This is a genomic window from Aeromicrobium sp. PE09-221, from assembly GCF_002174305.1.
GTDB lineage: Bacteria > Actinomycetota > Actinomycetes > Propionibacteriales > Nocardioidaceae > Aeromicrobium.
This window is the reverse complement of sequence record NZ_MIJB01000007.1, coordinates 1-13,851: the sequence shown is the minus strand read 5'-3', so window position 1 is coordinate 13,851 and position 13,851 is coordinate 1. Positions and strand designations below refer to the sequence as shown.

12 protein-coding genes are annotated in these 13,851 nt (G+C 67.9%); 3 read left to right on the top strand and 9 right to left on the bottom strand.

The annotated features are described in order from the left end of the window. Positions 1–7: 7 nt before the first annotated feature. Positions 8–349, bottom strand: coding sequence for a DUF3499 domain-containing protein (locus tag BHE97_RS03795; protein ID WP_087622698.1), 342 nt, complete (start codon positions 347–349; stop codon positions 8–10). Between the two features lie 48 nt (positions 350–397). On the opposite strand from BHE97_RS03795, the gene BHE97_RS03790 reads away from it, so the two are divergent. Then, positions 398–841, top strand: coding sequence for a metallopeptidase family protein (locus BHE97_RS03790; protein WP_087622697.1), 444 nt, complete (start codon positions 398–400; stop codon positions 839–841). Between the two features lie 216 nt (positions 842–1,057). On the opposite strand, the gene tuf is transcribed toward BHE97_RS03790, so the two are convergent. The 7 genes from tuf to BHE97_RS03755 form a co-directional block, all read right to left on the bottom strand. Beyond that, positions 1,058–2,251 carry an elongation factor Tu gene (gene tuf / locus BHE97_RS03785; RefSeq protein WP_087622696.1) on the bottom strand — a complete coding sequence of 398 codons (1,194 nt, stop codon included), beginning with the start codon at positions 2,249–2,251 and terminating at the stop codon, positions 1,058–1,060. Positions 2,252–2,343: 92 nt separating this feature from the next. Continuing rightward, positions 2,344–4,455 (bottom strand): elongation factor G, encoded by a 2,112-nt coding sequence (gene fusA, locus BHE97_RS03780; RefSeq protein WP_087622695.1) that lies wholly within the window; start codon positions 4,453–4,455, stop codon positions 2,344–2,346. 71 nt (positions 4,456–4,526) lie between these two features. Further along, positions 4,527–4,997: a 30S ribosomal protein S7 gene (gene rpsG / locus BHE97_RS03775; protein WP_087622694.1), complete on the bottom strand. Its 471-nt coding sequence runs from the start codon at positions 4,995–4,997 to the stop codon at positions 4,527–4,529. Continuing rightward, positions 4,997–5,371 carry a 30S ribosomal protein S12 gene (rpsL, locus tag BHE97_RS03770; protein ID WP_087622693.1) on the bottom strand — a complete coding sequence of 125 codons (375 nt, stop codon included), beginning with the start codon at positions 5,369–5,371 and terminating at the stop codon, positions 4,997–4,999. Before rpsL ends, rpsG begins: the two co-directional genes overlap by 1 nt. 328 nt (positions 5,372–5,699) lie before the next feature. Beyond that, positions 5,700–8,528: an FAD-binding and (Fe-S)-binding domain-containing protein gene (locus tag BHE97_RS03765; RefSeq protein ID WP_343286112.1), complete on the bottom strand. Its 2,829-nt coding sequence runs from the start codon at positions 8,526–8,528 to the stop codon at positions 5,700–5,702. A 10-nt stretch (positions 8,529–8,538) separates the two neighbouring features. Further along, positions 8,539–9,237, bottom strand: coding sequence for a GntR family transcriptional regulator (locus tag BHE97_RS03760; protein WP_170931243.1), 699 nt, complete (start codon positions 9,235–9,237; stop codon positions 8,539–8,541). Between the two features lie 34 nt (positions 9,238–9,271). Beyond that, positions 9,272–10,561 carry a hydroxyacid-oxoacid transhydrogenase gene (locus BHE97_RS03755; protein WP_087622690.1) on the bottom strand — a complete coding sequence of 430 codons (1,290 nt, stop codon included), beginning with the start codon at positions 10,559–10,561 and terminating at the stop codon, positions 9,272–9,274. A 147-nt stretch (positions 10,562–10,708) separates the two neighbouring features. Here BHE97_RS03755 and BHE97_RS03750 point away from each other — a divergent pair, with 147 nt between their 5' ends. Next, positions 10,709–11,860 carry a hypothetical protein gene (locus tag BHE97_RS03750; RefSeq protein WP_140399951.1) on the top strand — a complete coding sequence of 384 codons (1,152 nt, stop codon included), beginning with the start codon at positions 10,709–10,711 and terminating at the stop codon, positions 11,858–11,860. 161 nt (positions 11,861–12,021) lie between these two features. Here BHE97_RS03750 and BHE97_RS03745 read toward each other — a convergent pair whose 3' ends face one another. Continuing rightward, on the bottom strand, positions 12,022–12,507 hold the full coding sequence (locus tag BHE97_RS03745) for an NUDIX domain-containing protein (protein WP_170931242.1): 486 nt from the start codon (positions 12,505–12,507) through the stop codon (positions 12,022–12,024). Positions 12,508–12,524: 17 nt separating this feature from the next. Here BHE97_RS03745 and BHE97_RS03740 point away from each other — a divergent pair, with 17 nt between their 5' ends. Then, positions 12,525–13,667: an acyltransferase family protein gene (locus BHE97_RS03740; RefSeq protein ID WP_087622688.1), complete on the top strand. Its 1,143-nt coding sequence runs from the start codon at positions 12,525–12,527 to the stop codon at positions 13,665–13,667. Positions 13,668–13,851 lie beyond the last annotated feature (184 nt).

Here is a 13,851-nt window from a genome sequence, read left to right as displayed (position 1 = left end):
GGATCGATCACGGGTGGTCGGGCCTCACGAGACGCAGGGATGGTCGGGATGACTCGGCCGGCTCCTGGGCGACCGGACGGGAGCCCACCTCTCGCACGGCCTCAGCGAGGGCGACGAGATCGTCGACCGAGGGCTCGGGCGGCTCGGCGCTGGCCGACGCCAGTCGCACCACCTGCCAGCCTTGGGGGGCGGAGAGACGGCTCGCATGCTCGGCGCACAGGTCATAGGAGTGCGGCTCCGCGTAGGTAGCCAGCGGGCCGAGGATGACGACCGAGTCGCCGTAGTCGTAGGTGAGCGTCGCGACGGCGGCCTGTGCGCAGCCTGTGCGCGTGCATCGTCTCGGTCCCACGTCCCGAGGATATCCGGCGGCTCAGACAGCGGGCGATAGGCTCACCGCATGCCCGGCTCCAGCCGTCCCGTCCACGGTCCTCGTCCTGGTCGTCCGCGCGACCGTCGAGGCCGCGGCCCGCGGGGGCCGCTGTCGTTGGCGGGACCTCTCTCCCCGCGTGGCGTGCCTGCCGATCGCACGCCCCGACAGTCCTTCGACCTCATCGTGACCGATGTCCTCGCCAGTCTGCAGCACCAAGAGCCTCCAGCCGCGCCTCCGGTCGAGGTCGTCGTCGAGGAGGCCCCGCTGCTTCCCAGCGACTGGACCGATGCCGTCCCGACGAGCACCATCAACCCGCGTGGTGCAGGCCATCGGATCGTCATCTACCGGCTGCCGATCACCACCCGCGCCCGCACACCCGAGGAGCTGACGCTCCACGTGGTCGAGGTGCTGCTGCACCGACTCGCCGATGCGTGGGACATCTCCCCCGATGATCTCGACCCGCCCAGCTGACCGTCCGCCGCCCGAGCCCCCCGACTCGCTCAAGCCCCCGCGCACCCTGCGAGCCGCCGACAGTTGACCACCCAGCGGGCTGCCGGCCCCTCCACGCAAACCCCGTCCTTCAGATGGACGCCTACTCGACGCTCACGCACCGCCCGGAGCTGGACATGACGAAACCCCCGGGCCCATCGACCCGGGGGCTTCGTTCAGCAGATCAGCGTGCCGAGATCACTTCAGGATCTTGGTGACACGACCGGCGCCGACGGTGCGGCCGCCCTCGCGGATGGCGAAGCGCAGGCCGTCCTCCATGGCGATCGGCTGGATGAGCTGCACCGTCATCTCGGTGTTGTCACCCGGCATGACCATCTCGGTGCCCTCGGGCAGCGTGACGACACCCGTGACATCCGTGGTCCGGAAGTAGAACTGCGGCCGGTAATTGTTGAAGAACGGCGTGTGACGGCCACCCTCGTCCTTGGACAGGATGTACACCTGGCCCTCGAACTCCGTGTGCGGAGTCGTGGTGCCCGGAGCGATCACGACCATGCCACGCTCGACATCCTCGCGCTTGGTGCCGCGAAGGAGCAGACCGACGTTCTCGCCCGCCTGGCCCTCATCGAGGAGCTTGCGGAACATCTCGATGCCGGTGACGGTCGTGGTCTGCTTGTCCTCACGGATGCCGACGATGTCGACCGTGTCGTTGACCTTGACCACACCGCGCTCGATACGGCCCGTGATGACCGTGCCGCGACCGGTGATGGTGAAGACGTCCTCGACGGGCATGAGGAAGGGCTTGTCCGTCTCACGCTCGGGGGTCGGGATGTACTCGTCGACCGCGTTCATGAGCTCGAGGACAGACTCGGCCCACTTCTCGTCACCCTGCAGCGCAGGGTGAGCGGCCACGCGCACGACCGGCACATTGTCACCGTCGAAGTCCTGCTCGCTGAGCAGCTCGCGGACCTCCATCTCGACGAGCTCGAGGATCTCCTCGTCGTCGACCATGTCGCACTTGTTGAGCGCGACGACCATGGCGGGGACGCCGACCTGGCGGGCCAGGAGGACGTGCTCGCGGGTCTGGGGCATCGGGCCGTCGGTGGCCGCGACCACGAGGATCGCACCGTCCATCTGCGCCGCACCGGTGATCATGTTCTTGACGTAGTCGGCGTGACCGGGGCAGTCGACGTGCGCGTAGTGACGGCTCTCCGTCTGGTACTCCACGTGCGCGATCGAGATCGTGATGCCGCGCTGACGCTCTTCGGGCGCCTTGTCGATCATGTCGAACGCGGATGCCTCGTTCAGCTCCGGGTACTTGTCGTGCAGCACCTTGGTGATCGCCGCGGTCAAGGTGGTCTTGCCGTGGTCGATGTGACCGATGGTGCCGATGTTCATGTGCGGCTTGGTCCGCTCGAACTTCGCCTTAGCCACTTGGGGCTCCTCCTGGATTGATTATTGCTATTGAACGCCGTGTGGTCACCCGCGGACGAGTACCTCAGGCCACCTTAATGGATGGTCCGCTGTTACTCGCCGCGGGCCTTCTTGATGATCTCCTCCGCCACGGCCTTCGGAACCTCGGCATAAGAGTCAAACTGCATCGAGTACGAGGCGCGGCCCGAGGTCTTGGACCGCAGGTCGCCGACGTAGCCGAACATCTCGGACAACGGAACCAGGGCCTTGACCAGCTTGGCTCCGCCGTATCCCTCTTCCATGGACTGAACCTGTCCACGACGAGAGTTGATATCGCCGATCACATCGCCCATGTAGTCCTCGGGCGTGGTGACCTCGACCGCGAACATGGGCTCGAGGAGGACCGGGTCAGCCTTGCGGGCGGCCTCCTTGAAGGCCATATTGCCGGCCAGCTTGAACGCGAGCTCGCTGGAGTCGACATCGTGGTAGGCGCCGTCTTCGAGGGTGACCTTGACGTCCACCATCGGGTAGCCGGCGAGCACACCGAACTCCATGGCGCCCTGGGCGCCCTGGTCGACCGAGGGGATGTACTCCTTCGGCACGCGGCCGCCGGTGACCTCGTTGACGAACTCGTAGCCGCCCTCGCCGCCCGCATCGGGCCCATTGGGCGCGACGCCGATGACGACCTTGGCGAACTGACCCGAGCCACCGGTCTGCTTCTTGTGCGTGTAGCTGTGACCGGTGATGGTCTTCTTGATGGTCTCGCGGTACGCGACCTGCGGCTTGCCGACATTCGCCTCGACGCGGAACTCGCGCTTCATGCGGTCCACGAGGATGTCGAGGTGCAGCTCGCCCATGCCGGCGATGATGGTCTGCCCGGTCTCCTCGTCGGTGTGGACCTGGAAGGTCGGGTCCTCCTCCGCGAGCTTCTGGATCGCGACGCCGAGCTTCTCCTGGTCGCTCTTGGTCTTGGGCTCGATGGCGACCTGGATGACGGGATCGGGGAAGGTCATCGACTCGAGCACGATCGGGTGCGCGGAGTCGGCGAGCGTCTCACCGGTGGTGGTGTCCTTGAGGCCCATGACGGCCACGATCTGCCCGGCGCCGACCGACGCGATCTCCTCGCGCTTGTTGGCGTGCATCTGGTAGATCTTGCCGATGCGCTCCTTGCGGCCCTTGGTGACATTGAGCACCTGCGTGCCCGACTCGAGACGACCGGAGTAGACGCGCACGAAGGTCAGCTTGCCCAGGTGCGGGTCGGTGGCGATCTTGAAGGCCAGGCCGGCGAAGGGGGCGTCCTCCGACGGGGGACGCGAGTCCTCGATCGACTCGTCCTTGGCGTCGTGACCCTTGACATCGCCGACATCGATCGGCGAGGGCAGGAAGTCGACGACCGCGTCGAGCAGGGGCTGGACGCCCTTGTTCTTGAAGGCGGTGCCGCACAGCACGGGGTTGAGGGCGGTCGACAGCGTGGCGCGACGGATCGCGGCCTTCAGCTGATCGACGCTGATGTCCTCGCCCTCGAGGTACAGCTCGGCGATCTCGTCGTCGACATCCGCGAGGGTCTCCAGGAGCGCCTCACGGGCCTCGGCGGCACGATCGGCGAGATCGGCCGGGATCTCCTCGATCTCGTAGTCCTCGCCGATGGTCGTCTCGCCGCGCCAGGTGAGGGCGCGCATGCCGACGAGGTCGACGACGCCGATGAAGTCCGCCTCCGCGCCGATCGGCAGCTGCAGGACCAGCGGCGTCGCGCCGAGGCGCTCGCGGATGGTCTTCACGCAGAAATCGAAGGAGGCACCGGTGCGGTCGAGCTTGTTGACGAAGCACATGCGCGGAACGCCGTACTTGTCGGCCTGACGCCAGACGGTCTCGGACTGCGGCTCGACACCGGCGACACCGTCGAACACCGCGACCGCGCCGTCGAGGACGCGCAGCGAGCGCTCGACCTCGACGGTGAAGTCGACGTGCCCGGGGGTGTCGATGATGTTGATCTGGTTGTTCTTCCACCAGCAGGTCGTCGCGGCCGACGTGATGGTGATGCCGCGCTCCTGCTCCTGCTCCATCCAGTCCATGGTGGCGCCACCGTCGTGCACCTCACCGATCTTGTAGGTGATGCCGGTGTAGAAGAGGATGCGCTCGGTCGTGGTCGTCTTACCGGCATCGATGTGCGCCATGATGCCGATATTGCGGACGCGCTTGAGATCAGTGGTGATATCTGTTGCCACGGGTTGGGTGCTTTCCTTGGTTGCGGAGCAGGTGGCCGGTGCGGCGCGGTGGAACCGCACCGGAATGGCGATTACCAGCGGTAGTGGGCGAAGGCCTTGTTGGCGTCGGCCATCTTGTGGGTGTCCTCGCGCTTCTTGACACTGGCGCCGAGGCCGTTGCTGGCGTCCAGGAGCTCGTTCATCAGACGCTCGGACATCGTCTTCTCGCGACGCTCGCCGGAGTACTTGATGATCCAGCGCAGCGCGAGCGTGGTCTGACGGGCCGGACGGACGTCGACGGGGACCTGGTAGGTCGCGCCACCGACGCGACGGCTCTTGACCTCGAGGCTCGGCTTGACGTTGTCGAGCGCGCGCTTGAGGGTGATGACCGGATCGGTGCCGGTCTTCTCGCGGGTGCCCTCGAGCGCTCCGTAGACGATGCGCTGAGCGACCTGCTTCTTGCCGTCCAGGAGGACCTTATTGATCAGCTGGGTGACCAGCTGGCTGCCGTAGACCGGATCGGTCTCGATGGCACGCTTGGGAGCGGGGCCCTTACGAGGCATCAGCTCTTCTCCTTCTTCGCGCCGTAGCGGCTGCGAGCCTGCTTGCGGCCCTTGACGCCCTGGGTGTCGAGCGAGCCGCGGATGATCTTGTAACGAACACCCGGCAGGTCCTTCACACGACCACCGCGCACGAGCACGATGGAGTGCTCCTGGAGGTTGTGGCCCTCACCGGGGATGTAGGCAGTGACCTCGGTTCCGCTGGAGAGACGCACACGAGCAACCTTGCGCAGCGCCGAGTTGGGCTTCTTGGGCGTGGTGGTGTACACGCGGGTGCACACGCCTCGCCGCTGGGGCGAACCCTTGAGAGCTGGCGTGCTGTTCTTGGCCACCTTGGTCTCACGACCCTTGCGGACCAACTGGTTGATCGTGGGCACTACATGCTTCTTTCTGCTGACCGATGTTGTTGCCTGAAAGGGTGACGCGGGCGTTGGTGACACACTTCTTCATCGCCGGGCACACGCGTCGGCCTGATAGGAATCAGGCACAGCGCAATAGCCTACCGGAGGCGATGAGACGGGTCAAAATCGCGGTACCCGTCACCGGATGCCAGTCTACGTGGTCACCCCAATGACCCCAGCGCGCGGGGGCCATTCCCGTGAGCAGACGATATGGTCCGGTCGCCGTTGACTCGTATTCGACGACGGTGGGCCAGCTACCTCAGCGGTCCGGCCTCGGCACTGCCACGCACGTCTCGTGCTCGACTCACATCGCTTCTCCAGCCAGCAGCTCGGCCAGGTGCATGGTGCGGACGTCGGTGAGGTCGTCGATCTGCGTGCGGCAGCTGAACCCGTCGGCGAGCACGATCGCCCCGGCCGGGGCCTCGCGCAGCGCCGGCAACAGCTCGGTCTCGGCCACTGCGACCGACACCTCGTAGTGCCCCTTCTCGACACCGAAATTGCCCGCCAGCCCGCAGCATCCCCCGAGCCGGGTGACCGTCGCGCCCATGCGTTCCAGCAGAGCGAGATCGGGATCGAAGCCGAGGACCGAGGCGTGGTGGCAGTGCGGCTGGACCACGACGGTGCGACCGGTGAGATCGGGCGTCTCCCACTCCTCATCGCGCGAGAGCAGCTCGGCGAGGGTGAACACTCCCCCGGCCACCTCGGCCGCCCGCGGATCGTCCAGCAGCTCCACGGCATCCGATCTCAACACCGCCAGACACGACGGCTCCAGGCCCACGACCGGCACGCCGCCCGCCACGTAGCCGTGCAGCTGCTCCACGGCGCGGCCCACCAGCTCGCGGGCGGTGTCGAGCTGCCCCGTGCTGATCCAGGTGAGACCGCAGCACTGCGGTCGTTCGAGCAGCTCGACCGTGTAGCCCGCCCGCTCCAGCACGTCGACCGCGGCGCGGCCCGAGGCGGTGGAGAAGTACTCGGTGAACGAGTCGGCCCACAGCAGTACCCGCTTGCCACCGGGACCGCCGGTGCGATCACCGAGCTCGCGGGTGAGCGTCCGGGTCGCGAACCGCGGCAGACTCCGCCGCTGGTCGACCCCGGCCAGCCAGCGCGCGAGGTGCACGATCCCCGGCACGCGCAGCGCAAGATTCGTGAGACGGGCGAACGGAGCACCGATCCTCGCCCAGAACGGCAGCCGGCCGAGCAGATAGTGGCTGCGGGGGCGGCGGCGACCTCGATACGTCTGATGCAGCACCTCGGCCTTGTAGGTGGCCATGTCGATGCCAGTAGGACAGTCGCTCAGGCACCCCTTGCAGGACAGGCAGAGGTCGAGGGCCTCATGGACCTCCGGGCTGCTCCAGCCACCGGTCACCTGACGACCGTCAACCATCTCCTGGAGCACCCGAGCACGCCCACGGGTGGAGTCCTTCTCGTCGCGGGTCGCCTGGAAGGACGGGCACATGACACCGCCGCTCGCCTGATTGGCGGCGAGGCACTTGCCGACGCCCGTGCAGCGATGCACCGCCGCACCGAAGCTGCCCTCATCGTGCACGAGGCGCAGGCCGCCCGGTCGCGCGGAGGGCATCCCGAGGTCCCACGTCCGGTGCTGGCCGCGTAGATCGGCGTCGAGTGGCCGCGGGTCGACGAGGACACCGGGATTGAGCAACGAGTCCGGGTCGAAGAGATGCTTGACCTGGCCGAGCAACGCCATCGCCTCGGGCGAGTACATGAGCGGGAGCAGTTCGGATCGGGCCCGACCATCGCCGTGCTCCCCGGAGAAGGAGCCGCCGTGCGAGGCGGCGAGGCGGGCCGCATCGAAGAGGAAGTCACGGAAGACCGCGTGCCCGCCGCCGGCATCGAGATCGAAGTCGATGCGCACGTGGACGCATCCGTCGCCGAAATGCCCGAATGGCACGCCCTGGACGTCGTACTCGCGCATCAACGCCTCGAACTCGCGCAGATACGCGCCGAGATGCTCCGGCGGGACCGCGGCGTCCTCCCAGCCCGAGAGCGCCGGACGGTCCAGCGCGCGTCCTGCGAGCCCCGCGCCCTCCTCGCGGATGCGCCAGAGCACGCCCTGCTCGGCCGGGGACGTGACGTGCCGATGTCCGAGAGCGCTGGCGGCGCGCACGACCTTCGCCCCCCGATCCGCCAGCTCGGTCGGATCGTCTCCGGACAGCTCCACATAGAGATAACCACCGCCGGCCGGCAGCTCCGGCACCGACGAGGGTCCCTTGGCGGCGCGGAACACCTCGACGATCCGAGCGCCCAGCCCCTCGCAAGCTGTCGGCGAGAAGGGCAGCACGGCCGGCGTGTCATCCGCGGCCTCCGCCATCGAGGGATAGGCCAGGACCACGAGATGCCGATGCCGCGGCGTCCGCACGAGGTCGACGGTGGCACCGAGCGTGAGCGTCAGCGTCCCTTCCGTGCCGGCCATGAAGGAACCGGCGTCGAACTGCCGCTCTGGCAGGAGGTGCTCGAGGCTGTAGCCGGAGACCTGACGGCCGAAGCGGCCGAACTCGGTACGGATCGTCGCGAGATCGGTGGCGACCAGATCACGTAGCCGGCTGAGCGTCGGAGAGTCGACCGGCACGTCCCGGCCCGCTTGGAAACGCTCACCGCCGATCGTCAGCAGATCGAGCGCCGCGATGTTGTCCGCGCTCCGGCCGTAGCCGAGGGCCCGATTGCCGCAGGCGTTGTTGGCGATCATCCCCCCGACGGTGCAGCGCGTATGCGTCGAGGGGTCGGGGCCGTAGCGCAGCCCATGGGGGGCCGCCGCCTTCTGGAGGACCGCGTGCACGACCCCCGGCTGCACCTCTGCGGTGCCGGTGGCTGGATCGACCGCCAGGACCCGGTTCATGTGCCGGCTGAAGTCGAGGACGATGCCGGTGCCCACCGCATTGCCGGCGATGGACGTACCCGCTCCACGTGCGGTGATGGGCGTGCCGGTGGCAGCCGCGACCGAGGCGACCGCCATCACCTCGTCGGTGCCGTGAGGTCTGACCACCACGCTGGGCACGACCCGATAGAGCGAGGCGTCCGTGCTGTAGAGCGCGCGGGTGAGCGAGGAGTCGTCGACATCCCTCAGTCCTGCACGCCGCAACTCGGCGGCCACATCGAGAGCGAGCCCAGTCGTCATGAGTAGCATGCTACTCGCTGGACGGGCTCCGGAGCCGTTCGGCCCAGCTCTCGTCGACCTCGCCATCGGACAGCTGGCGCATGAGCAGCGTGCCGGTGCGCACCAGGTGCTCCCGCATCGCTCGCGCCGCCGCGACCGGCTCCCCCTCGCAGACCGCTTCCACGATCGCATCGTGCTCGCCGGCGATGTCCCGCGTGGTACGCGAGCGACCGATCGTGGAAGCGCCACGGACGGCGATCAGATCACGTAGGCGCTCGATCTCGGCGACCACGTGTCGATTACCGACCGCCGACGCGATCACCGCGTGCAGGTGCCGGTCGGCTACCCCGAAGGCCTCGGTATCGCCGGTGTCCGCGAGCGCGTGCAGGCGGAGAGACGCCTCCTTCACCTCGATGAGCAGGCCGTCGGCGGCGGCACCGGCCGCATAGGCCGCCGCAGGGACCTCGATGAGCAACCGCAGCTCGAAGACATCGCGGACGTCCTCAGCGGTCACTCCGCGGATCCGGATTCCGCGGTTCCGCTCCACGGTGACGAGGCCGGCATCGGTCAACCGCAGCACGGCCTCGCGTACCGGGGTGCGGGAGACGCCGAGCTCTCCGGCGAGCTGGTAGACCGAGTGCCGGGTCCCGGCGGCCAGCTCCCCGGACAGGATCGAGGCACGCAGCGTCGCGAAGACCCACTCCGTCGTCGTCTGCCGCACGCTGCTCATCTTCCCACCGCCGGCGCTGACCGAGGCGCGGCGGCTACCAGAGCTCGAGTGACGAGGAGAGGATCGCAGCGGCGGCATCCTCGGTCACGGACTTGGGGGCGGTGGCCAGCAGGCGCTGCTGCTTGAGAGTGCCCTCGACGAGCGCCGGGACATCGTCCGCCCCGAAGCCGATTTCGGACAGTCCGTTGGGGATGCCGACATCGCGCATGATCGAGCGCAGCACCGTGGGCAGGAGTTCGGCGGGGTCATCGGTGCGGACGCCGGGGTCGAGGAGATGAGCTGCTCGCAGGTGCCGGGCCGGGTCGGCATCGAAGGTGAAGGCGAACGCCGCCGGTGCGGTGAGCGAGACAGCCATGCCGTGCGGCACCATCGCGTGATCGGCCTCGTAACCCCGGGGTCGGAATCCCTCGGGCACCTGCCCGGCGATCGGATAGGCATTGGCATGCGGGATGTGCACCCCGGCATTGCCGAACCCCAGTCCGGCGAAGGTCGCTGCGAGCGCCATCTGCTCACGTGCGCGCTCGTCGTCCCCATGGCGCACCGCGGCGCGGAAGGAGTCGGCCATCAGCGTCAGCGACTTCTCGGCCCACAGATCGGCGATCGGATTGGCGCCGCAGTAGGGCACGCGCTCATGGGCTTGCTTGCGCTCATAGGAGGTGTACGGACGGGCCGTGTAGCTCTCGAGGGCGTGGCAGAGGATGTCGAGTCCCGCGGCGGCGGTGACGCCGGACGGCTGGGTCATCGTCAGCTCGGGGTCGACGACCGCGAAGGCCGGACGCAGCCGAGCATGCGAGATGCCGCTCTTGACGTGCTGGCTGACGACATCGAGGACGCAGATGGTGGTGCTCTCGCTGCCGGTGCCCGTGGTGGTCGGGACCGCGATGAGCGGGAGCAGCGGATGCTCCGGGGCACGACCACCGCCGACCGGGGCGTTGACGTAGTCCATCAGCTCGCCGTCATTGGTCAGCAGGAGGTTGACGGCCTTGGCCGTGTCGATGCTGCTGCCCCCGCCGAAGGCGATCACGGCATCGAAGGGCGCCGCGGCGCGGGCGAACTCCACCGCGTCGATGAGGCTCCCGTCCGTGGGCTCGATCCGCGAACGGTCATAGAGGACGGCCTCGCCACCGGACTGCTCGATGCTGCTCACCAGCTCGGCCGGCGTACCGGTCGCGGCGACATGCGGATCGGTCACCACGAGCGCTCGACGCGCCCCGAGCTGGGCGAGGTCATGGGCGATCTCGTGTCGCGCCCCCCGCCCGAACTTCAGCTGAGGCGCTCCGTAGGTGAAGACGGACTCGGGATGATCGGGGGCGAAGCTCGACACAGGTGCTCCTTCGACGACTGCCGGTGTGCCTGCAGGATACGTCCGCGGCAGGAGGTCGCGATGCGCACCTCGCCCGGCGCGCGTCGACGGTTATGCGACACCCCCTAGGCTTGTGCGGAGTCGAACAAGCACGAGCGCGAGGTGGATATGTACCGCAGGCTGACCGTCGCCGCAGGCGTTTTCGCTGCACTGGTGGCGGTGACCGCCTGCGATCCGGGGTCCCCCTCCCCGAACCCGACGGCCTCCGCGTCCTCGAAGGACGATGCGAACGAGGACCGCGTCGAGAGTCACGAGTCCGGACCCGAGAGCCCGATCGTCTACGGCATGGTCGTGCCGCGCGGCGCGGTGCAGCTCGGTCCGCTGGCCCGGGTCCGCAGTGAGGATCTGATCAACACCTACCGCCCTGATCTGGAAGCCGTGCTGGCCGAGAAGGCGGCGGAGGAGGCAGCCGAGGACGAGACCGATCCTCAGGACGAGGAGGCTCCCGAGCAGGAGGCCAGCCCCACTCCGACCCCGACTCCCACCGATGTCCGTCCCGAGCGCGATACCTTCGCCGATTTGGAGGATCCGCCGCGACCCGACAGCGTGATCTCGGTGATGCGCATCGATGAGGACCCGACTACCGTGACCCGTGCGATGCTCGCGCAGATCGCCGCGCTGCTGCCCGATGAGGAGATCGTCACCGACGACCTCAGCGAGTACTGCACCGTTCAGCACGATCGCATCGATCACTGTGCCGTCGACGTCACCGGCACGACGCCGGGCGACCGCGAGGTCCGCGTGCAACTCGATATCGACCCCGGCGATGTGCAGACCCGCACAGGAAACGCGTTCTCCCGGGAGCGTCCGGTGATGGTGCTCGAGGTCTCCTACGTCGGGGATCCTCGCGAGGGCCAGGAGAACACCGAGTCCGAGCAACTCGGCGATCTCCCCTCGATCGACACTCCCGAGGAGTCGGGACTGATCTGGCCCAAGATGGATGTGGACGCCCCAGGCGACGGTCCTCTCATCGGCGAGTGGTCTGCGCCCGAGGACGACACCGTCCTGCTGACCGGCAGCGACCCGGCCTTCGCATTGACCTTCTCGCTGCGTTCCACCGAGGGTGCCGCGGTGGCCCAGGGCTTCATCACCGATACGACCGGTGTCGAGGAGCCCGCACGCGATGTCGTGGCCGATCTCAACGAGGTCATCGCCGTCTACACGGCGCAGGCCCCCGATGGCACCACGGCGCGAGCCGTGCACGTGGTCTCCGCCCGCGGCAACTACGTCTTCCTCTTCGCCGAGCCCCCGGCGCAGTGAGGTCACGCTCGCGGAGCGGACCGATGACGATGCATTGAGGTTGCTATCGCGACCGTAACGCATCGACTTTCGTCGCGGAGCGGACCGATGACGATGCGTTGGAGTCGCCCCGACGACCTCGATGCATCGTCATCGGTCCCCGGCAGCGCGATCACCCGAGGTCAGCGGTAGTCGTCGAGGCGCTCCAGGACGTAGTCGACGACCGGCAGGGTCCACAGCCCGGCGATGTCGTCGATCGGCACCCAGCGGGCCGCCTCGGTCGTGCCGTCGATCTCCATGACCCGCGGCTCGACACCGGGCTCGATCTCGACGGCGTACAGCACATGAACACCGTGGTAGTCCTCGTAGCGGTCGTCACGGCCATGGTCGACGATGTGCAGCGAGTGGATATCGACGAGACGGACCGTGCGCGCCTGCTGAGCCGTCTCCTCGTAGAGCTCGCGTCGTACGGCATCGTCCGGCGGCTCCCCGTGGTCGACTCCCCCGCCGGGGAGGGCCCACGCCGTCGCCGGATAGCCGCGGGCCGAGATCTGGGTGAGCAACAGCTCGCCGGGGTCGCGCAGGACCACCGCATAGGCGCCGAGCCGCTGCGTGCGGTGCGCGTCTCCGACGCCCGTTCCGGTCGTGGAGCCGTCTTCGGAAGTCACCGCTAGAGTCAACCACGATGTCCCCACTGAGTCCTCTCCCGCATGCCGAGCGTTCCGGGCCCCGCGAACGGATCGCCTATCTGGACAACGCGCGGTTCTGGGTCATGCTGCTCGTCGTCATCGGACACTTCCTCACCGATCTCGTCGTCATGGACTCCGCGCGAGGGCTCTACACGTGGATCTATCTCTTCCACATGCCCTTCTTCGTGCTCATCTCCGGCTACACGGCGCGCCACTATGTGGGTGACTTCCGCCAGGTGCGCCGGATCGTCTCGACGCTGATCGTGCCCTATCTGATCGTCGAGACGGCACTGCAGCTGATGACCTGGCACTACGATCGCGACCCCGAGCGGCTGATGATCCTGTCGCCGCAGTGGGTGGGGTGGTTCCTGGCCGCGCTCTTCGTCTGGCGGCTCACGACGCCGATCTGGCGGGCCCTGAAGTACCCGATCACGACCTCGATCATCATCTCGCTCGCGGCGGGGATGATCGAGATCCCCAATACCCTCGCCCTGCACAAGGTGCTGGGCTTCCTGCCCTTCTATGTCATCGGCCTGCACTTCAACCGCGAGCTCTTCCTGCGGTTGACCACGCTGAAGTACCGCGTGATCGGTGTGGTGCTTCTGGTGAGCTCGCTGGTCTTCTGCCTGTCCTTCGCCAGCCACTTGACGGTCTTGAGCCGCTGGCTGCTCTACCGTGTGCGGTACGACGAGCTCGGCGTCTCGATGCTCGAGGGGGCGCTGCTCCGCGGCCTGCTGATCGCCGTCGGGCTCGTGCTGGCGCTGTCGGCACTGGCACTGGTCCCACGGGCGAAGTCCTGGACGACCGATCTCGGCTCGCGCACGCTCTATGCGTACTTGCTGCACGGCTTCGTCATCATCTGGCTGGACCGCCAGTTCGGCCTGTGGGCCACCATCGAGCCCTATGGGGCGGTCGCGGTGCTCGGTTGCGTCGCGGTCGGCGCGGTCCTCGCCATCGTGTTGATGACCAAGCCGGTGGGCTCCCTGTTCCGGCCAATCTTCGAGCCGAAGCTCACCTGGATGTTCCGCGATCCGTCCCAGGACGTGCACCATCCGCAGTCCGACGTGCCGGTGTGGAAACGACCGCGCGATCCCCGGGACGAGCCCCCGCAGCCCCCGCTCATGCGCGTCATCCGCTGAGCCGGGCTCGCTCCACGATCGACGCAGGATGTGCTTCCGTGGTTGCTATGGCAACCACGGAAGCACATCCTGCGTCGCCACCGGCCCCGAGATCTGCGTGGATCACCGCACACCCCAGTGAGTGAACCGGACCGACGATGCGACAGGCCCCCGCCAGCGATGCTGACGGGGGCCTGTCGAGTGT

Coding starts and splice junctions, on each gene's coding strand:
- BHE97_RS03790 (WP_087622697.1), top strand. CDS start 398: ATGCCCGGCTCCAGCCGTCCCGTCCACGGTCCTCGTCCTGGTCGTCCG.
- rpsG (WP_087622694.1), bottom strand. CDS start 4,997: ATGCCTCGTAAGGGCCCCGCTCCCAAGCGTGCCATCGAGACCGATCCG.
- BHE97_RS03765 (WP_343286112.1), bottom strand. CDS start 8,528: ATGACGACTGGGCTCGCTCTCGATGTGGCCGCCGAGTTGCGGCGTGCA.
- BHE97_RS03760 (WP_170931243.1), bottom strand. CDS start 9,237: ATGAGCAGCGTGCGGCAGACGACGACGGAGTGGGTCTTCGCGACGCTG.
- BHE97_RS03750 (WP_140399951.1), top strand. CDS start 10,709: ATGTACCGCAGGCTGACCGTCGCCGCAGGCGTTTTCGCTGCACTGGTG.
- BHE97_RS03740 (WP_087622688.1), top strand. CDS start 12,525: ATGTCCCCACTGAGTCCTCTCCCGCATGCCGAGCGTTCCGGGCCCCGC.